The following is a 19,201-nucleotide window of genomic DNA, read 5'->3' as shown; positions in this document are numbered from 1 at the left end:
GTTCGTAGAGGTGAAGTTTTAATTACGATGAATAAAATTAATTAAAGTTTATATTTACAGCGATTTAGTCTTGTTAATATCCACTTTTTTAAAATTGAGAACATATGCCTCTTTTCTAACTTTTGTCAGTTTTTTAATCTGATGCTCCAACTTACTCGCATCACTTTTACTGCCCACTTTTTGTTGGTGGATAAGCAGTAAAGGGCCTTTCCCTCTGAGGTTTTTGGCCCCTTTACCCACTTGATGTGTAGCAAAGCGTTTTTCTACATTTGTTGTAATACCCGTGTACCAATGCCCAAAGCGAGTCTGCACGATGTACAAATACCAAATAGAATCCCTTTTTACATTACAAGATTCAATATGATGTAAACTTTTTTCATTATTAATGGTCAAAATATTACCTTAACGCCCTTAACAAAAAACAATTGCTAAAAGGGTTTTACCTTCAGTGACTAATCGGTATCATGCAGATTATAAAAAATAAGGATCACAACTAACAATGCAGTCGTTAAAAACTTTTTCCCTTTGGCTTATCGTTGCACTAACACTCAGTACAACAGCGGGTTGTTCTAGCTGGGTATACAGAATCAACATCCCTCAAGGTAATTTTTTAGAGCAATCTGATGTTGAAAAGCTTCGTGTTAGTATGACTCGAGAGCAAGTTATTTACGTTTTAGGCCGTCCAATTGCCGAGGATGCTTTTGATAACAATACATGGCGTTACGTTTATAGCTTCAATAAAGGCCGTAAAAACGAGCAACACAAATCTTTAGTTATTAAATTTGAAAACGAAAAACTAGTCTCTATTTCGGGCGATTATGATCAGCCAGAAAATTTCAACACACCGCTAGAGCAATAAAAAAGCGAGTTGTGCGTTAATAAAAAAGGTGACCCGTGCTCACCTTTTTTATTTCTACGTTAACGTTCTAATGGACGCCCACCCGTTACTTTGTTTGCTCGCCCTTCTTCCTTTGCTTTTTCAGCGCGTTTTCTACGGGCATCTTTAGGATCTGCAATTAATGGGCGATAAATTTCAACTCTATCACCATTTTTAAGTTCTTGATTTAATTTTACCGTTCGATTCCAAACGCCTAGAGTTAATGAAGTAGCCTCTATTTCTGGACATTTTTCTATAATGCCAGATTGGATAACAGCTTGCTCTGCTGTCGTCCCCTCTGGTACTTCAAGTGATAAACACGTCGCTATGGTTGGTAATGCAAATACCACCTCAACATTAATCATACTCGCGCTCCATAAACCTGCTTGGCACGTTGAGTAAATGCACTCACCATGTTTTTGGCAACATCGTTAAATATTTTACCAAAAGCAAGTTCGATTAATTTGCTTGAAAACTCAAACTCTAGCTCTAAATAAACTTTACATGCTTTAGCATCAAGTGCTTGAAAGTGCCAACGACCCTGCAGCATTTTAAATGGCCCATCCACTAGGCGCAGTAACACGGTTTGTTCATCAACAAAGGTGTTTTCGGTGGTAAACCACTTTTTTATACCCGCCTTAGATATTTCTAAACTCGCGGTCATGTTATTATCATGCTGTGAAACAATTTTTGAGTCTGAGCAATTTGGTAAAAACTGTGAATAAGCTTCTACATCATTAACTAGATCAAACATCTCTTTAGTGCTGTACATAACAAGCGCACTTTTTTCTATTTGTGGCATACTCACTCCCAACTGTGTGGGCGAATTTTAGCAAGCTTTGTGCGTTTCCCCAAATTTTCATACAGCTTAAATAAAAGCTTAATTTTTAAAAGCATTATTAAAAAATCGATGTAAAACATCTCACATTACGTATATTATAGGGCACTATGGCTAAGAAAAATTCATCAAAATCGACAAGTAATACCATCGCGCTAAACAAAAAAGCGCGACATGAGTATTTTTTACACGATAAGTTTGAAGCGGGTGTCGAACTCCAAGGCTGGGAAGTTAAAAGTATCCGAGCTGGAAAAGTAAACATCACCGAAACTTATATTCACCTTAAAAATGGCGAAGCATTTTTACTTGGCGCGCAAATCCAGCCACTTAATAGTGCATCAACCCACGTAATTTGCGATCCGTTACGTTATCGTAAATTACTATTAAGCAGACGCGAACTTGACCGTCTACTCGGAGCAACAGAGAGAGATGGTTATTCATTAATTGCTACTGCTATGTACTGGAAGAAATGTTGGGTAAAACTTGAATTTCATCTAGCAAAAGGTAAAAAGCTACATGACAAACGAGACGACGGGAAAAACAAAGATTGGTCTCGCGAAAAAGAACGCTTAATGAAGCACAAAGTATAATAAAAATGCCTAACCTTGTTAGGCATTTTATTTGATATGGATAACCTCCCCGTAGTAAACAGATCTCAAGCAGCTATTTAAAATGTTAACTCTGTTGAGCTTAATAGCAATAAAGTTGCGAGCGTCACGTAAATTCGCTTTGATAAATCTAGGCAAAAATTTTTATATTTAGTTGTTCTAAATAAAGAATTTTAACAACGTCATAGAGTTATTTAATTCGTTAAATTGTTCAAATATTTATGCCGGTTAGTATTGTCACGGCGCAAAGTTTATAACCTCGTAGACTCAAAAAATCGAGCAACATAAGCTCTACCTTAGCTAAAAACCAAACGTTTGGTGAAAATTCAACCTAAAAAGATAAGCAGCCCTAATTTCCCAAGAAATAAATTATTACAAATTAGTTTTATCTTCATTACTTACTTTTTCAGCCTAATTTAACAAGACAAGAAATATCAAATACAGCTCCTATTCACGCCCAGTTTGGCCTCAAGCAAAAATATATAAAAATTAATATATAAAAACTCTTTAAAATTCATAATCAAACCCTAAAAAACACGATTGATAACCTTTAATTTACATGTTATTAATTAATTCGCTTGTTAAGCAAATAATTTTACAATAAATAAACAAGGGTTTAAGGATGAAACAATCAACAGTATTTACACCTAGCATTATTGTGAGTGCAACACTCGCATTATCGGCAGGTTTTACAACAACAACTTACGCAGCAGAAGAAGCTAAAAAAGTAGAGCGAATTCAAGTTACTGGTTCTCGTATTAAGCGAACTGATATTGAAGGGCCTTCTCCGGTGCAATCAATCGGTAGAGCTGAAATCGAAAACATGGGTTACGATAACTTACAACAGCTTCTAGAAAGAATGCCTGTGGCAGGTAGCGGTACTTTTTCAACCCGTGGAAATAATCAAGATTCAACCGCTAACGGCTCAGCTGCAGTAAGCTTACGAGGCTTAGGTGCTGATGCAACACTGGTACTAATCAATGGTCGTCGTGTATCAATTAGTGCTTTTGCGGAAGGTATCACCAACTCATTTGTAGATATTAACAGTATTCCCGTTTCTGCTATTGAGCGCATCGATATACTAAAAGATGGCGCTTCAGCTATTTATGGCTCAGATGCAGTAGCCGGTGTAGTTAACGTTATTTTAAAGAAAGATATTGACGGCGTTGAGATTAATTTAGGCTATGGCGGTACAGATGGTCCAAATTATGAAGAGACAACAGCCAGCCTTGTTTGGGGTACTACGAGCGAAAAAAGTAGTGCATCCGTTATTATCGATTACTTTAAAAATACATCCCTTTCTTCTGATGAAATGGGCCGCCTAGGCACTGCAAACCAATCGCCTTATGGTGGTGAGGATTTCCGTTCATCTCGTGGTTTTCCTGGCTACTTTTATGTAGATGGTGTTAAAACTATCGATCCTGATTGTCCTGCTGAAAATGCAACTTCAAGTGGTAGCTGTTTATTTGATTACGGCCCATATGGCTATATTTCCCCAGCCTCTGAACGTATAGGCGCTATTTCACAATTTGAATACCGCTTTGATAACGGTATTACAGGCTTTTTAGAAATGGCTGTTCAGCATAATAGTTCTGTCGCTGCAGGAGCACCAACACCACTTGATGAAGATGCTGGCCTGACAGTGCCTGCTAGTCACCCTAACAATCCATTTGGTGAAGACATTCAAATTGGTCGTTACCGTACAGTTGATGCGGGTGCTCGCCAATGGGATATTGAGTCAGATACCTTACGCTTTGTTGCTGGGTTAAAAGGCGAAATAAACGATTGGAGCTGGGAAACAGCAGTACAAAAAGGTCGCAGTAAATCACTGCAAACTGGCGATCGCACACAAGGCTGGGTACGCACCGATTTTTTACAGCAAGAAATTGATGCCGGTAACTATAATCCATTTGGTGGCACATATAACGATCCTGCGGTAGTTGACAGAATAACAACCAGCTTAGTACGTCGCGGTGAATCTCATATGACGTCTTTTGATGCCAATATAACTGGTGAAGCATTTAGTTTTGGTGGCGAAGCAGTAATGATGGCCGCGGGTATTGAATACCGTGAAGAAGATGTAAATGATATTCCTGATGATCAATTTCAACGCGGTTTGATATTTGGTACTGAATCAGTATCCGCTTCAGCAGATCGTGATCAATACGCTGCATACGTTGAATTCTCAATCCCGCTTGCTGAAAACCTTGAATTGCAATTAGCTGGTCGTTACGATGATTACAGCGACTTTGGTACTACAACGAATCCAAAAGTAGCTCTGCGCTGGGCACCGACTGATGAAGTAACCGTTCGAGGTTCATGGGCGCAAGGCTTTAGAGCGCCTTCATTAGCGCAAATAGGCTTAGGTCCGTCACAAAAGAGTCAATTTTTTGTTGATACGCAGCGCTGTGAACAAACTGGGTTAGATTGCCAAGCGCTGGATTACAATATTGAGTTCTCTGGTAACCCTGATTTACAAGCAGAAGAGTCAGAATCATGGAACGTGGGCGTTATATGGGCACCAACAGCCGAGTTTGGCTTAAGTGTTGATGTATGGAGTATTACCCAAGATAACAAAATAGATGAAGAAGAGTTTGGCCCTATTTACGCTGCAGAATGTGGCAGTCAAAGTAGTACCGTGTGTGTTCGTTTGGCCCCAACGGGTGGTGCAAGCTTGGGCACAATACAAAAAATACACAGCACCTTCAAAAACTTATCATCGCAGGAAGTGTCTGGTGTTGATGTTTCAGCAAACTATAATCACTCTCTTGATGACTTAGGTTTACTTAAATTTAATCTAGAGTGGGCATATCAAGATAAATTTGAAAAAGATGGCCGTGATTACACGGGTGAATATGGTTACCCAGAGCACCGCTTTATTTTCTCAACTAACTGGGAAATTGGCGACTTTAACACTAACGTAAATATCAGTTATGTGGGTGAATTTGAAGATACACCTGATATCGACTTTGATGGTAATTTAGATTTTGATAGTAATACATCGCGTATGATAGATTCACAAACGCTTGTGGATTTACAAACATCGTACCGTATTACTGAATCAGCTAAAATATCTTTAGGTGTTAATAACTTATTTGATGAAGAGCCACCATTTGCTATTGGTGATGGCGATGGCGATTTATATGGTTATGCGTCAGGTGTGCACAACCCTCGTGGCCGTTACCTGTATACTAAAGTAAGCTTCTCCTTCTAAGTAAAGACACAAAAAAACCGCCAATTGGCGGTTTTTTATTTAAAACTAAGGGCTAAATTATAGCTCGCCTTCATTTTCAGATAAGAACTTTGCAACGCCTTCAGGGCTTGCGTCCATACCTTTTTTACCTTCAGTCCAACCAGCAGGACATACTTCACCGTGTTCAGTATGGAACGCTAGTGCGTCAACCATACGAAGCATTTCATCGATGTTACGACCTAGTGGTAAATCGTTCACTACTTGGTGACGTACATTGCCTTCTTCGTCGATTAAGAATGACCCACGAAACGCAACACCCGCTTCAGGATGCTCAACGTCATATGCTTTACAAATTTCGTGTTTAACATCTGCAACTAGTGCGTATTGAACTTTACCAATACCGCCATCTGCTACAGCAGTGTTACGCCATGCGTTATGTGAGAATTGTGAATCGATAGAAACACCAATAACTTCTACGCCACGCTTTTGGAACTCTTCAAAACGCTTATCAAATGCAATAAGTTCTGAAGGACACACAAACGTGAAATCTAGTGGGTAAAAGAAGATAACTGCTTTTTTACCTTTGATTGTTTCATGAAGGTTATAGCTATCTACAATTTCACCGTTACCAAGAACAGCTGCAGCGGTAAAGTCTGGTGCCTGGCGGCCTACTAATACACCCATTTTATTCTCCAAATATTTTGAGTTTGTTTTCAATTGCTTTCGCAATGCTGGTACTTATATGGGCGCTAAAAATTAAAAACCAATAGCGCATACATATAATTAATTGGCATTCTAAATTTTTTAGTTTAAAAAGAACAATCGTATTTAGCGATGTGAGCAATCGAAAATAACGAACACTTACAACTTGCACTAATCTGCTTGAATAATAGATCTATTTTGAGGTGTAAATTGCGTTGTAATTAGATAGTATTTTTAGCGTTACTGAAGAAGGGTTAATACATTAAATTGTTTAAAAAAACATATAATGTGGTATGAATTTTTACAGATAAAAAAACCTGCAAATGCAGGTTTTTCGTTTAGATTTAATCCATTATATCCGAAGGCATATCACCTCGAATATTCTGCCAAATTTCACCCGTTTGATGACCATACTTACGCATCATAGAAATAGCGCCATCATGCTCTTTATTTTCAGCCAGTATAGTTAAATCTTTATAAAACTGACGGGCAAGCTCTCGTGTTCCTGCATCTGAAAAGTAATGACAACCAATCTTTGAATAAAACCCTCTAAAACCGTTAAGAATTAATACATAAATACGGTTATTACCAGCAACTGCTAATTCGTGATGAACTTTATAATCGTAATCAGCAAATGCCTGTGCAGTATCTTCTAATTCATGGCTTTGTGATAAAATTTCAATAACGCGCTCTGGATTCAACTTAATAGCGGCACGCGTATAAATAGCACTAATATTCGTTCTTGCCGATAAAAGCTGATCTGTCAGCTCAGGCATTTTATCTTCATCAAGGCGTGCTAACGTTTCAAGAATATTTAAACCAGACGTTTCCCAAAAATTATTAACTCGTGTCGGTTTACCGTGCTGGATAGTCAACCAACCATCGCGAGCTAAACGCTGTAGTACTTCTCGTAAAGTTGTTCTTGTGACACCAATTAACTCTGAGAGCTCTCGCTCGGCAGGTAGAATTGAACCTGGAGGGAAATCGCCATTCCAAATAGACTCAACTATATATTCTTCAGCAAATCCTGCTGGGCTTTTCGCTTTAAAAATTCTCATTCAATTCCCACTCGAAGTAATCTACAACTTATCGTCTTACACGAATAACTGACTGATTGTACCAGAGGAAGCACAACTAACAAGTAAAGTAAGGCATATTAGTTCAACCAAATGAGTAGAAATTTAATATTTATAAATAATTAAATTTTGATTTTTCTATTTTAGCTACAGTGTATATAAATATAGGCCACATTCACATTAGGTACATTGTTATCACTTGCATATTTTTGTTTACACAAAGCTTTAGCTGAATTAACTTAACGGGCACTAGCTATACATATAAGTACAATAAAAGGAACACCTATGCAGCAGAGTGTTTTAACTGCAACATTTAAGAATTTTTTAGGTAATGCGCCACAATGGTATAAATATACGATCATTACGTTTCTAATTATTAACCCTATCCTTTTTCAACTAAATCAATACGTGGCAGGCTGGGCGTTAGTATTAGAATTTATATTCACCTTGGCAATGGCACTTAAATGCTATCCACTGCAGCCTGGTGGCTTACTTGTCATTGAAGCCTTATTTATAGGAATGACGACTGCAGGACAAGTTGAACATGAAATAGCACAAAACTTAGATGTAATTTTGCTGTTGATTTTTATGGTCGCCGGCATTTACTTCATGAAAGATTTATTACTCTACATTTTTACGAAACTAGTCGTGTCAGTCAGAAGTAAATCTATTTTATCTTTAGCGTTTACTCTTGCAGCTGCTTTTTTATCTGCATTTTTAGATGCATTAACAGTTATGGCAGTAGTCATTGCCGTTGCAATGGGATTTTACAGTATTTATCACAAAGTCGCGTCAGGAAAAGACTCCAACAGCGAACATGATATAAATGATGATAATCAAGTAAAAGAAGTTAATCGCCAAGAACTCGAAGAGTTTCGTGCTTTTTTACGTAACCTATTAATGCATGCATCTATTGGCACTGCACTCGGTGGTGTTTGTACTATGGTTGGTGAGCCTCAAAATTTAATTATTGCTGAGCGAGCGAGTTGGCAGTTTGGTGAGTTTTTCTTAAGAATGCTGCCTATCACCTTGCCTGTATTTTTTGCTGGTTTATTAACTACTTTTGTTCTGGAAAAAACAAAAGCCTTTGGGTATGGCGCTAAATTACCTAAAAAAATTCACACTATCTTAAAAAATCACGCTGAAGGGCTTGATAGTAAACGAACTAAACGCGATAAAGTTAACTTAACTATCCAAGCGTTCATTGCGGTATGGCTTATTGTCGGTTTAGCAATGCATTTAGCCGCTGTTGGGTTAATAGGTTTATCAGTGATTATATTGGCAACTGCCTCTGCCGGTATTATTGAAGAACATCAACTAGGAAAAGCATTTGAGGAAGCTCTGCCATTTACAGCGCTTTTATGTGTGTTTTTTGCCGTTGTTGCCGTTATTATAGACCAACACCTATTCACACCTGTTATTGCTTGGGTACTTACATTTGAAGGGCAATTACAATTAGTCATGTTCTTTATCGCCAATGGGTTACTCTCCATGGTAAGCGATAATGTATTTGTTGGTACTGTGTATATAAACGAAGTTGCAGCGGCACTGAAAGCTGGGGAAATTACCCGTGATCAATTCGACCTTTTAGCTGTTGCTATTAATACAGGTACCAATTTACCAAGTGTTGCGACTCCAAACGGTCAAGCTGCATTTTTATTTTTGCTTACATCAACACTTGCCCCAGTACTGCGTTTGTCCTATGGGAGAATGGTTTACATGGCATTACCATATACAATCGTGTTAACTACTATAGGGCTTACCTTTACTTACATAGGTTTAAGCGATATGACCGAACTAATGTATCAATGGGGCTGGATAGATCATCATGTAGCGACCATAGGGGCTGCATCAAGTAGTCACTAATCTCATCTTAAAAAAAGCTACTTCGATAGCTTTTTTCCTTTTTGTTGCTGCGTACTTTATCCTACGCCATAATATATCGTCTTATTTAAGCGTGGAATTTTTATGAACTGGCTTGCACAATTACCGACTCAACGTACCCCGTGGATTTTATTCACCGTTATTGTTTTTTTACTTGAAGTAACCGCCCTTTTCTTTCAATACAAAATGGGGTTAGCACCTTGCATAATGTGTATTTATCAACGTACCGCAGTACTAGGGTTACTTAGCGCTGGTATTATTGGCTCAATTAAACCGCAAAACAAAGTAGTCAGAATAGCGGCTTACTTAACTTGGGGCGTATCAAGTGTTTGGGGATACCTGATTGCTCAAGAACATATAGATATGCAAACCACCACAGACCCTTTTGCTTTTAGCTGTGAATTTGAACCTAATTTCCCATCATTTTTACCATTGCATGAGTGGATCCCTAGCTTTTTTCAGGCAACTGGTGATTGTGGAAATATAGACTGGCAATTTTTGGGTTTGAGTATGCCCGCTTGGATGGAAATCATATTTGGACTATTTGCTAGTGTATTTTTTATAGTGATTAGTAGTCGTTTACTTTTTAAAAGATCGGTTTAATTAGTATGTTTACTTTTTTCGAGTCAAATTATAGAATTAAAACATTTAAAAGTACGCGAAAGGCAAGCCGTTATAGCCCTGTCGCTAGGTCTGATTTCACCTACTGAACGCGTGTTATTACGTATAATAAAGCTTATATTATTAAGCCCACTGTTTTTAATATTTACCCTATTTGAAGGCTGGGTAGTTATTCCATTTTTAATGCTTGGTGTACTTTGTTATCCATTATTAACTACGCCTATCGAAATTAATTTTGCCAAAAAAATCTTAGTAAAGCATTAAAAGAATATGATCAGGGCGCTTAGAAGCGCCCTAACCCACTTATAATGTTATTTTATCTTTTAGCTTAGTTATTAACTTTTTTCCTACACCTTTCACTTTCGCTAAATCGTTTACTTCAGTAAACTCTCCATTTGCTTCCCTATAATCAACTATTGCTTGTGCTTTTTTCTTCCCTATTCCTGGTAGCTTAGCGAGCATACTCGCATCAGCATCATTAATACTTACAACATCATATTTAGGCATTTCTTTGACCACATCAACTACCTGTGAAAACGCTGCAGTAGTCGGGAGCAAACATAATATACTTATGAATAAGAGTTTTTGTAAAAGACGCATTTATTTTCCTTATTGTACTTTCGAATTATTAAATTTTGCTCAGGAAATAGTAAAATAAAAATAGCTCATTATATAAAATCACCTAAACACATGATCACTATTATCCGAAATCCTAAAATGCAGCTGGTACAACAAGTGATTTATTAAATAAAGTAAAGTTACAGTTTTTTGTCAAATCTTAAATAAACTAAAAATTAATATCAGATACTTGCAAATTACACCACAAACCATTACTGTACATAAAAACAGTAATCTAATGGTTTTCATAAACCACATTGCCACGCAAGCTTGCAGGAGAAATCATGGCTGTTGTTGTTAAATATGTTGTAGAACGAAACGGAGTCGAGCGCATGACGTTTACTACTAAAAAAGAAGCTGATGCTTATGACAAAATGCTCGATATTGCTGAGTCGCTTGAGCTAATGTTAGAAAAGGTAGATGTGCCATTAAGCGAGCAACAAATAGAGTCACTTGCTTTAGAAATAGCAAAGAGTAAAGAAGACTTTATGACTATATTAAAAGGTGGCAAAGACCCAGTTGTCACCAAAGCCCCAACAAAAACTAAAAAGTCAGATAACGTTGTATCAACTGAAGACAACAACGATAAAAAAGCAAGTTAACTAGCCGTTTGCTCCCTATTGGATGAGTTAAGCTAAATAAAAAAGGGAGCAACTAAGTTGCTCCCTTTTTTATTGCTTACCACTTATTTTAAAATAGGTGGTAATTGCTATTTAAAGCTCTTTCTCTACTTCATCAAATAAAGCAGTGATGTTTTGCTCTGGCTCTTTTGTTACTAAGCTGATAACAACAATTGCGATACAAGATAAAATAAAGCCAGGTACAATTTCGTACATAAAGCTACTTAAGCTTTCGCCATTAATAGTGAATGGGCCATAAATCCAAATTAGCACAGTAAATGCACCCACTAACATACCCGATAATGCACCGGCAAAGTTCATGCGTTTCCAATAAAGGCTAAATAAAACCAATGGTCCAAACGCGGCGCCAAAGCCTGCCCAAGCATTACTTACTAAATCTAAAATAGAGCTATCTCTGTCGTAAGCTAAGTAAATGGCAAACATAGCAACTATAGCAACACTGATACGGCCAACAGCCACTAGCTCTTTATCACTCGCCTCTTTACGCAAAAATGTTTTGTAAAAATCTTCTGTTAGTGAACTTGAACTCACTAATAACTGAGATGAGATTGTGCTCATAATTGCAGCTAATATAGCGGCAAGTAAAAAGCCTGCTATTAGTGGATGAAATAAAAGCTCTGAAAGAACTAAGAAAATAGTTTCTGGGTCTTTGACCGTAATATTATTTTCGTATGTGTAAGCGGCGCCAAAAATACCAGTAGCAACTGCACCAACAGCAGCAACAATCATCCAAGTCATACCTATACGACGCGCTGTGGGCATCTCCTTCACACTACGAACAGACATAAAGCGCACAATAATATGAGGCTGTCCAAAGTATCCCAACCCCCAAGCCATTGCTGAAATAATCCCTAAAGTAGACCCTGCACCTATCCAATTAAGCATTTCGGGGTTTACACTATGTAAAGTGGACTCTAAAGGCTGTTCTAAAAGTGAGTAGGTTACACAAGGCACTAAAATTAGTGCGATGAACATAATACAACCTTGAACAAAGTCAGTTAAGCTGACGGCTAAAAAACCACCAAACAAAGTATATAAAACAACAACACCTGTAGTGATATACAAACCCATCTCATAACTTAGCCCAAATGAGCTTTCAAATAATTTACCGCCGGCAACAACACCAGAAGAGGTATAAAGCGTAAAGAAAACAATAATAACTACTGCAGATACAACGCGTAGTAAGTTAGATTTGTCGTTAAAACGATTTGAAAAATAATCTGGAATAGTAATCGAGTCATTTGCTTTTTCTGTATAAACTCTGAGTCTTGGAGCTACTAAAAAATAGTTTAACCAAGCACCTGCGATCAAACCAATCGCTATCCATGTACTGCTAAATCCACTTACAAACATTGCACCGGGCAAGCCCATTAAAATCCAACCACTCATGTCAGATGCGCCAGCAGATAATGCAGCGACACTGGGGAAAGGTTTCGCCCACCTAACATGTAACCAGAGACATCGCTTGTAGATTGTTTATATGCATATAGTCCGATACCTAGCATTACAACAAAATATAACGCCAGTGAAATAATCATTCCTGTTTCCAAATTAGCCTCCGCACATTTAATAATACCAAGCTTTTAATCCGAATATTGACTCTTAAAATTTTATAATAAAGACAGCATTGAGGTAAAAGCATTCCAGCCGACTATATCATGCCTAATATGGAAATCTCCAACTTGTTACCTTTTCCTAGTTTAAAAATATTCATGCTGCACACTTTTAGAACAACACTATGTAAACTCACAAAATAAAACAGATAAACCCTCTTATTTTTAATGATAATTTATTAATCATGCAAATATACGTAATGCTATTTTGAATGTTTTCCAATATATTATTACAATACCTGCTGACTTTACTCATACGGAATTGTTTATGTACTTTTATGCCGCACGCCAACCGATTTTAAATCGTGAAAAAGAACTCATTGGTTATGAGCTTTTATTTCGCGATGGCGTCGATAATGTGTTTCCCGATATAGATGGTGACGAAGCGACAACACGTTTAATAGAAGGCAGTCAATTCAACTTTGGTTTAGAAGATTTAACTGATAATAAGCCCGCTTATATAAACTTTACGTTGGATACGTTATCAAAAGGTTATCCAACACTACTGGGTAAAGATACAATTGTGGTTGAAATACTCGAAACAGTTCAACCCGGGAAGCGCTTATTAGCAATTGTTAAAGACCTAAAAGATAAAGGGTATACTATTGCACTTGACGATTACATTCATCAGCCTGTGTGGCGTCACTTTTATCCATTTATAGACATCATTAAAATTGATTTCTTAACATGTGATACAAGTACAATAAAAAACGTTATTGACGATATAAAACAACATTCTCATATTAAATTACTTGCTGAAAAAGTTGAAACGTATGAAATGTATAGCTTGGCATTAGAACTCGGTTTTGATTATTTTCAGGGATTCTTCTTTTCAAAACCCGAGATGGTGCAAAGTAAAGCATTGCCACCATCAGAGATGGCATTAGCTGAATTACTGTATGAAACCTCAAGTATTGAAATAGATCTTAAAAAAATCACTAATGTATTTGAGCGTGATGTAAATCTATCTTATAAGCTTCTTAGGTATTCAAACTCTGCTGCCTTTGCAAGGCGTGCTGAAATCAGTACAATTAAGCAGGCACTTATTGTGCTTGGCGCTAGCGAAATTAAAAAGCTCTTATCATTACTTTTTGCTGCGCAAGTATCTGCAGATAAGCCCGTTGAATTAATCAAATTATCCTTAACCCGAGCACGTTTTGGTGAATTACTCGCTATTTCTCATGGCCAATTTAAAGATACTGGCATGGCTTTTTTAACCGGTATGATGTCTCTAATGGATGCTATTTTAGATGAGAGTATGGAAAGCGTAATGCAGAAATTACCTTTATCTAACGAAATAAAAGCAGCATTACTCGATAACGAAGGTTTATTGGCACAATACCTAAACCTAGTTAAGTATTATGAGCAAGCAAACTGGTCAGCTGCCAACGACATAACTACAGAACTAAACCTTGGTGAAAAAGTACCTGATGCCTACCATGAAGCGCTAGCTTGGGTCGATGAGCAAATGCATTTAATAATTCACGAATAATAACAACGCCAGCATTTAGCTGGCGTTTTTGTTTGCTGGTGTTGGGTTATAAGCTTTCTAAAAAGTCTTCATCAAAATCAGCGGGCTCTTCTTTGATTGGCGGGTTACCATCGTATAGTTCATAAATTTGACGCTGGAAATAAATATCTTTCACAAACAAGTATGGATCAAGTGAATCATTTAATAGCCCCTCTTGAGGGATTAATGAGGCGCGCGCTTCCACTGCCTTTAAAACAAACACTAGAATAGTTTGTGGAGTCGTTAATGCTACCTCAGGTAGTACAAAGTTATCGACGACATCACCCGTTAAGTTACGCACTGTTTTTGGCCCCATAGCAGGCAGCATTAAATAAGCGCCATCGCCCACCCCCACACACCCAAGGTCTGTCCAAAGTCTTCATCTACAACTTCAAGGCCTAATGAGCTGGCAACATCAAACAAACCAAATATGCCAACAGTAGAATTAACTAAAAAACGCGCAAGGCTAACACTTGCATTACCCGGCTTACCTTGCAGGCCGGCATTTATCATATCTACAGGAGCCGTTATATTGTCGGTAAAATGGACAACGCTCTGGCGTACAGGTACAGGTGTAACTGTCATGTAACCAACTGCTGCGGGGCGCAACAAGTATGCATCGAGTACATCCATATTAAAGTCATATAATGGACGATTAATACTTTGCAGAGGATCTCTCTCATCTACTTTACTTTGTGGTACTTGAGCACAACCGGCCAGTACCAATAAACATAAAAAAGTAAAACTATGCTTTAACATCTAACGTCCTTAAGGTATTAATGTATCAATTTGAAGTTGGTAGTCACTTACACTTTCACGCTTTAACGACTGTGAATGACCTTCTAGCTCACCAGAACTTGGCATAACCGAGTCATCTATAGAAATACGCGCCGAAATAATAATATTTTCGGCACTCGATAAGTTAAGCCCTGCAACCATTGCACTACTATCACTCAACTCGACTGTAATTGGAAATGAATATTTAGCGAGTTTAACAGCAGCTAATGGCATAGGTGAGCCAGTTGCAGCTTTTGCAAATATAAATAAAATACCGTTTTTTGGTTGTTTATCAATAAGCTCTTTTGCAATGTCGACAGTAACTGCAATAGCACCCGTTGTAGTAGTAACTGGCATAACTGAGCCTTCCGTTTGCATTTGCTGCTCTATATCAGCAATACGCTCAGAGATCATGCTATAACGAGAATCATTTTTTCCCATACTTGCCAATAAAACTTCAAATGCAGTTTTAGCTTGCGGCCAATCTTTACGCTCATACGCTATAAGCGCGAGTAACGAAATAGCATCTAAATTGGTAGGCTCAACTTTTAGTACTTTTGAGAGCATACCTGCCGCACGGGTCATATTAGCTTCGCTGCCTTCTAGTAATAAAACTTGGCTATAACTAATAAGTACCTGCATATTATCAGGATTCATACGTAGTGCTTTATCAAATGACTGCTGCGCCATGTCAAATTCATTAAGCGACATAGCAACTCGTCCAAGTAGCATCCAAGCGACTTCATCATCGCCCGAACGGCTAAGCTTAGTACGAAGCGCCAATGCAAAAGCCTGCAGCTCATTTTGACTAAGCGGCTCACCTTTTTGCATTACAGCACGCTCACCGTAATCCGCTAAATTATCCATTGCATCATGCCAAGCCGAAATTTGCTGCTGACTACCTGTAAAGCTATAAAAAATCCCCGTTAGCGCAAGAACAAATGCACCGCCTGTTAAAGCAAAAATACGATTATTACCTTTGCTATTAAGTGACTTTTCTGGCGATAATTCGTTCAATAAACGGCGTTTTAATTCAACAATTGATTCTGCGTGATTGACGCTATCAATGCGTTGATTATCTAAATCGGTTTGTAAATCAACTAAACGCTGCTCATAAATACTAATTAGCTCCGCATTGGCATTATGAGCAATTGTTTTAACGTGCTCTTTTTTTAAAAAAGGCAACATCACAAACGCAAGAGCAACCAGTGTGAGTAAAGCAAAACACGCCCACATTAAAATCATTTAACTTTGCTCCTGACGTTTATTTTGTTCAATTAGCTTAGCTAGCAGCATTTCGTCGTCACTGCTCCAGGTTTGTTTTACTGATGCTTTTCGCTGGCGAATAACAATAAAACCAAAGCCGACTATGACAATTAATACAGGTAATACCCAAAGTACTAAAGTCGCGGGTGTAACTGGTGGGTCGTAATGAACAAAATAGCCAAAGCGGTCAATCATGTAATCAATCACTTCGTCTTTGCTCTTACCTTCTTTAACCAATACGAGTACTTTATCGCGTAAGTCTTTAGCAACAACAGCGTCGGAGTCCGCAATATTTTGATTTTGACACTTAGGACAACGCAGCTCTTTAGTTAGCTCTTCAAACAATATTGCTTGTTTGTTGTTATCAAATTGATAGCGGTCTTGCTCTGCAAACGCACTGATGCTTACAAAAATGCTAAGCGTAAGTAGTAACCATTTCATTATTTAAGCTCCTGCATAATTGGCGCAAATTTAGCTCGCCATACTCGCGGGTTTATATCGCCCGTGTGATGCAACAAAATAGTGCCGTTTTTATCGACTAAAAATGTTTCAGGCGCACCCGACACGCCTAAATCCAACGACAAAGTACGATGTAAATCCAAGATATTAAATTGATATGGGTCACCCGCACGTTGCAGCATATCGCTCACTTCTGTGCGAAGTGATTGCATATCAAAAGGGCCATCAAAATCAGCATCGTAACCTTGTACGTAATAAAGCCCAATAATTTTAACACCTTGCTCACGTAACTTAGTTAAATAGCCAAGCTCAACTAAACATGTAGGACACCAAGTGCCCCATACATTTAGTAAGTAAACCTCGCCTTTTAAAGACTCGTTAGTCCATGGCTTATTGTCTTGCATTAAATCAGGTAGATTAAATGCTGGCATTTCTTGGCCTAATCGCCCCGTTTGAATTTCACGAGGGTTAGCAAAAAGACCTTGGTATAAAAATACACACACAAAAACAAACACTAAAAGCGGCGCAATAGCTAAAATTTTACGGTTCATAAAACACTCTCCGATGCAGCCCTACGAGCTGTTTTAGCTGATGTGCGGTAGCGTTTATCAAATAAAATCATAAATCCAGCGAGGGAAATAAGCACACCACCAATCCACATCCAACGAACAAACGGTTTGTGATAAATGCGAAGTGACCATGCGCCTTGGCTTAACTGCTCACCTAACGCTAAGTATAAATCACGTGTAAAGCCTGCATCTATTGCCGCCTCGGTCATAAACTGCATACCAATATCATACTTACGTTTTTCGGCGTGTAAGCGTGTTACTAATTCATTATTTTTAAGCACAGATACAACACCAGCATGACCACTGTAGTTTGGTCCGCGAATAGTTTTAACACCATCAAAGCGGTATTCATATTGATTAAGCTGGACTGTATCGCCTTGTTTCATAGATACATCACGCTCAACTGAATATGCCGATGTAAGCGTTACACCCGCAATAACAAATGCAATACCAATGTGCCCAAGCACCATAGCCCAGTAACTTACACCTAAGCGTTTTAAACCTTCTTTTAAGGTGCCATGCACTACGGCTTTAGTGTAAATATCGATCCCGGTTGATATTGCAATCCAAACCGCAAGCGTAGTAGCTAATAGCGTAAGTGGTTTTACTAAGTCGTAACTTGAAAACAACCAAGCGCAGGTAATAACAACACTTGCTAATACGCCCATTAATATTTTGTTTTGTAAGAAAGCCCATTTATTTTGCTTCCAGCGTAAAAATGGTCCTATTCCCATCAAAATAGCAAACGGCACTAAAATTATTGCAAACATTTTATTAAAAAACGGTTCGCCAATAGAAATACTGCCTAGGCCCATCTCTTTATGCACCATAGGTAATAGCGTACCAAGCAATACGATCAATGTAGCAACCACTAAAAATATATTATTGAGCCATAACGCCACTTCGCGCGATACCAGCTTGTATCGTCCTTCACTGTGAACTTGTGACACACGCAGTGCATATAACGCCAAGCCACCGCCTACAACGATGCCTAAGAAGGCAAGTATAAATAAGCCACGATCAGGGTCTGTTGCAAAAGCGTGTACCGATACAATAATACCCGAGCGTACAATAAAGGTTCCCAAAAGGCTTAATGAAAACGCTGCGATAGCTAGTAACACAGTCCACGATTTAAACACACCGCGTTTTTCAGTCACGCTTAAAGAGTGTAATAATGCAGTTGCAACAAGCCATGGCATAAGCGAGGCGTTTTCTACTGGGTCCCAAAACCACCAGCCGCCCCAGCCAAGCTCTGAATATGCCCACCAGCTACCAATTGTGATTCCTAGAGTTAAAAAGCCCCATGCAGTCATTGTCCATGGACGTGACCACTTAGCCCATGTGTTATCAAGCTTACCGGTTAATAACGCAGCAATAGCAAAAGAAAAAGCAACCGATAGCCCTACATAACCCATGTACAGTAATGGCGGGTGAATAATCATACCCGGATCTTGAAGTAACGGATTTAAATCACGCCCCTCTACCGGAAAATAAGGAAGTAGGCGCTCAAACGGGCTTGAAAGTAGCAAGGTGTACATCATAAAACCAACACCTAAAAAGCCAAGCACACCCAATACGCGAGCACGTAACACCCAAGGGAGTGATTTAGAGCGTGCAGCAACTACTGCTGTCCAACCCGCTTGCATTACAAGCCACAGTAAAATAGCGCCTTCATGGCCGCCCCATGTAGAGGTGATTTTGTAATACCAAGGCAGCGTGCTACTTGAATGATATGCTACGTAAGATACGGTAAAGTCGTCTGTTAAACTTGCATAAATAAGTGCAGCAAAAGAAATTAGTACAAAAGCAAACTGGCCTATTGCTAAAGATGGAGCCGCACGCATTAAGCGAAGATTACCGGTATGCGCGCCCCAAAGAGGAAAAATACACAGTAAAACGCTTAGCACCATGGCAAGCGTTAAAGAAAAATAACCAATTTCTGGGATCAT

17 protein-coding genes and 3 pseudogenes are annotated in these 19,201 nt (G+C 38.4%); 8 read left to right on the top strand and 12 right to left on the bottom strand.

The genetic code is table 11. From position 1 onward, the window contains the following. Positions 1-54: 54 nt before the first annotated feature. A complete protein-coding gene (locus P4S65_RS09190; protein WP_193371851.1) occupies positions 55-393 on the bottom strand; it encodes a GIY-YIG nuclease family protein in 339 nt (112 codons plus the stop codon). Positions 394-499: 106 nt separating this feature from the next. Between P4S65_RS09190 and P4S65_RS09185 the strand changes: the two genes are divergently transcribed. Further along, positions 500-859: an outer membrane protein assembly factor BamE gene (locus tag P4S65_RS09185; protein ID WP_008135869.1), complete on the top strand. Its 360-nt coding sequence runs from the start codon at positions 500-502 to the stop codon at positions 857-859. A gap of 59 nt (positions 860-918) precedes the next feature. Here the strand turns inward: P4S65_RS09185 and P4S65_RS09180 are convergent, their stop codons facing one another. Both P4S65_RS09180 and P4S65_RS09175 read right to left on the bottom strand, forming a co-directional pair. Continuing rightward, complete coding sequence (locus tag P4S65_RS09180; RefSeq protein WP_337120004.1) at positions 919-1,242, bottom strand: RnfH family protein; 324 nt, start codon at positions 1,240-1,242, stop codon at positions 919-921. After that, positions 1,239-1,679 (bottom strand): type II toxin-antitoxin system RatA family toxin, encoded by a 441-nt coding sequence (locus tag P4S65_RS09175; protein WP_007378640.1) that lies wholly within the window; start codon positions 1,677-1,679, stop codon positions 1,239-1,241. Before P4S65_RS09175 ends, P4S65_RS09180 begins: the two co-directional genes overlap by 4 nt. 146 nt (positions 1,680-1,825) lie before the next feature. Here P4S65_RS09175 and smpB point away from each other — a divergent pair, with 146 nt between their 5' ends. Both smpB and P4S65_RS09165 read left to right on the top strand, forming a co-directional pair. Continuing rightward, complete coding sequence (gene smpB, locus P4S65_RS09170) at positions 1,826-2,305, top strand: SsrA-binding protein SmpB (protein WP_004335699.1); 480 nt, start codon at positions 1,826-1,828, stop codon at positions 2,303-2,305. A gap of 640 nt (positions 2,306-2,945) precedes the next feature. Beyond that, positions 2,946-5,537, top strand: coding sequence for a TonB-dependent receptor (locus P4S65_RS09165; protein ID WP_337120003.1), 2,592 nt, complete (start codon positions 2,946-2,948; stop codon positions 5,535-5,537). Between the two features lie 57 nt (positions 5,538-5,594). Here the strand turns inward: P4S65_RS09165 and P4S65_RS09160 are convergent, their stop codons facing one another. Next, the gene (locus P4S65_RS09160; RefSeq protein WP_007378637.1) at positions 5,595-6,200 is read right to left on the bottom strand and encodes a peroxiredoxin; all 606 of its coding nucleotides are present in this window, start codon (positions 6,198-6,200) and stop codon (positions 5,595-5,597) included. Positions 6,201-6,562: 362 nt separating this feature from the next. After that, a complete protein-coding gene (fadR, locus tag P4S65_RS09155) occupies positions 6,563-7,276 on the bottom strand; it encodes a fatty acid metabolism transcriptional regulator FadR (protein WP_007378635.1) in 714 nt (237 codons plus the stop codon). 303 nt (positions 7,277-7,579) lie between these two features. Between fadR and nhaB the strand changes: the two genes are divergently transcribed. From nhaB to P4S65_RS09140, 3 genes and pseudogenes are all read left to right on the top strand, one after another. Beyond that, positions 7,580-9,160, top strand: a complete 1,581-nt coding sequence (gene nhaB / locus P4S65_RS09150; protein ID WP_007378634.1) for a sodium/proton antiporter NhaB — start codon at positions 7,580-7,582, stop codon at positions 9,158-9,160. Positions 9,161-9,262: 102 nt separating this feature from the next. Beyond that, a complete protein-coding gene (dsbB, locus tag P4S65_RS09145; RefSeq protein ID WP_033031451.1) occupies positions 9,263-9,781 on the top strand; it encodes a disulfide bond formation protein DsbB in 519 nt (172 codons plus the stop codon). A gap of 27 nt (positions 9,782-9,808) precedes the next feature. Beyond that, positions 9,809-10,086: pseudogene (locus P4S65_RS09140) on the top strand (DUF6170 family protein). A 16-nt stretch (positions 10,087-10,102) separates the two neighbouring features. Here the strand turns inward: P4S65_RS09140 and P4S65_RS09135 are convergent. Beyond that, positions 10,103-10,399 (bottom strand): ComEA family DNA-binding protein, encoded by a 297-nt coding sequence (locus P4S65_RS09135; RefSeq protein ID WP_007378631.1) that lies wholly within the window; start codon positions 10,397-10,399, stop codon positions 10,103-10,105. A gap of 302 nt (positions 10,400-10,701) precedes the next feature. On the opposite strand from P4S65_RS09135, the gene P4S65_RS09130 reads away from it, so the two are divergent. Continuing rightward, on the top strand, positions 10,702-11,019 hold the full coding sequence (locus tag P4S65_RS09130) for a YebG family protein (protein ID WP_337120001.1): 318 nt from the start codon (positions 10,702-10,704) through the stop codon (positions 11,017-11,019). Positions 11,020-11,130: 111 nt separating this feature from the next. Here the strand turns inward: P4S65_RS09130 and putP are convergent. Next, positions 11,131-12,596, bottom strand: a pseudogene (gene putP / locus P4S65_RS09125) (sodium/proline symporter PutP). A gap of 343 nt (positions 12,597-12,939) precedes the next feature. Between putP and P4S65_RS09120 the strand changes: the two are divergent. Further along, on the top strand, positions 12,940-14,163 hold the full coding sequence (locus P4S65_RS09120; RefSeq protein WP_337120000.1) for an EAL and HDOD domain-containing protein: 1,224 nt from the start codon (positions 12,940-12,942) through the stop codon (positions 14,161-14,163). Between the two features lie 46 nt (positions 14,164-14,209). Here the strand turns inward: P4S65_RS09120 and P4S65_RS09115 are convergent. From P4S65_RS09115 to P4S65_RS09095, 5 genes and pseudogenes are all read right to left on the bottom strand, one after another. Then, positions 14,210-14,814: pseudogene (locus tag P4S65_RS09115) on the bottom strand (MlaA family lipoprotein). A 135-nt stretch (positions 14,815-14,949) separates the two neighbouring features. Further along, positions 14,950-16,203: a c-type cytochrome biogenesis protein CcmI gene (gene ccmI, locus P4S65_RS09110; RefSeq protein WP_337119999.1), complete on the bottom strand. Its 1,254-nt coding sequence runs from the start codon at positions 16,201-16,203 to the stop codon at positions 14,950-14,952. Next, positions 16,204-16,665, bottom strand: coding sequence for a cytochrome c-type biogenesis protein (locus tag P4S65_RS09105; protein WP_007377923.1), 462 nt, complete (start codon positions 16,663-16,665; stop codon positions 16,204-16,206). Continuing rightward, the gene (locus P4S65_RS09100; protein ID WP_007377924.1) at positions 16,665-17,234 is read right to left on the bottom strand and encodes a redoxin family protein; all 570 of its coding nucleotides are present in this window, start codon (positions 17,232-17,234) and stop codon (positions 16,665-16,667) included. Before P4S65_RS09100 ends, P4S65_RS09105 begins: the two co-directional genes overlap by 1 nt. Continuing rightward, positions 17,231-19,201 carry a heme lyase CcmF/NrfE family subunit gene (locus P4S65_RS09095; RefSeq protein WP_337119998.1) on the bottom strand — a complete coding sequence of 657 codons (1,971 nt, stop codon included), beginning with the start codon at positions 19,199-19,201 and terminating at the stop codon, positions 17,231-17,233. The genes P4S65_RS09100 and P4S65_RS09095 overlap by 4 nt, the downstream gene beginning before the upstream one ends.

The organism is Pseudoalteromonas sp. B131b (assembly GCF_037162545.1).
In the GTDB taxonomy this organism is placed as follows: domain Bacteria; phylum Pseudomonadota; class Gammaproteobacteria; order Enterobacterales; family Alteromonadaceae; genus Pseudoalteromonas; species Pseudoalteromonas fuliginea.
The sequence above is the reverse complement of the archived record's forward strand: the minus strand, read 5'-3'. Positions and strand labels throughout refer to the sequence as shown.

What these genes read in the sequence shown, in the direction of transcription:
- P4S65_RS09185 (WP_008135869.1), top strand. Translation starts at nt 500, where the DNA reads ATGCAGTCGTTAAAAACTTTTTCCCTTTGGCTTATCGTTGCACTAACA.
- P4S65_RS09180 (WP_337120004.1), bottom strand. Translation starts at nt 1,242, where the DNA reads ATGATTAATGTTGAGGTGGTATTTGCATTACCAACCATAGCGACGTGT.
- P4S65_RS09175 (WP_007378640.1), bottom strand. Translation starts at nt 1,679, where the DNA reads ATGCCACAAATAGAAAAAAGTGCGCTTGTTATGTACAGCACTAAAGAG.
- smpB (WP_004335699.1), top strand. Translation starts at nt 1,826, where the DNA reads ATGGCTAAGAAAAATTCATCAAAATCGACAAGTAATACCATCGCGCTA.
- P4S65_RS09165 (WP_337120003.1), top strand. Translation starts at nt 2,946, where the DNA reads ATGAAACAATCAACAGTATTTACACCTAGCATTATTGTGAGTGCAACA.
- P4S65_RS09160 (WP_007378637.1), bottom strand. Translation starts at nt 6,200, where the DNA reads ATGGGTGTATTAGTAGGCCGCCAGGCACCAGACTTTACCGCTGCAGCT.
- fadR (WP_007378635.1), bottom strand. Translation starts at nt 7,276, where the DNA reads ATGAGAATTTTTAAAGCGAAAAGCCCAGCAGGATTTGCTGAAGAATAT.
- nhaB (WP_007378634.1), top strand. Translation starts at nt 7,580, where the DNA reads ATGCAGCAGAGTGTTTTAACTGCAACATTTAAGAATTTTTTAGGTAAT.
- dsbB (WP_033031451.1), top strand. Translation starts at nt 9,263, where the DNA reads ATGAACTGGCTTGCACAATTACCGACTCAACGTACCCCGTGGATTTTA.
- P4S65_RS09135 (WP_007378631.1), bottom strand. Translation starts at nt 10,399, where the DNA reads ATGCGTCTTTTACAAAAACTCTTATTCATAAGTATATTATGTTTGCTC.
- P4S65_RS09130 (WP_337120001.1), top strand. Translation starts at nt 10,702, where the DNA reads ATGGCTGTTGTTGTTAAATATGTTGTAGAACGAAACGGAGTCGAGCGC.
- P4S65_RS09120 (WP_337120000.1), top strand. Translation starts at nt 12,940, where the DNA reads ATGTACTTTTATGCCGCACGCCAACCGATTTTAAATCGTGAAAAAGAA.
- ccmI (WP_337119999.1), bottom strand. Translation starts at nt 16,203, where the DNA reads ATGATTTTAATGTGGGCGTGTTTTGCTTTACTCACACTGGTTGCTCTT.
- P4S65_RS09105 (WP_007377923.1), bottom strand. Translation starts at nt 16,665, where the DNA reads ATGAAATGGTTACTACTTACGCTTAGCATTTTTGTAAGCATCAGTGCG.
- P4S65_RS09100 (WP_007377924.1), bottom strand. Translation starts at nt 17,234, where the DNA reads ATGAACCGTAAAATTTTAGCTATTGCGCCGCTTTTAGTGTTTGTTTTT.
- P4S65_RS09095 (WP_337119998.1), bottom strand. Translation starts at nt 19,201, where the DNA reads ATGATCCCAGAAATTGGTTATTTTTCTTTAACGCTTGCCATGGTGCTA.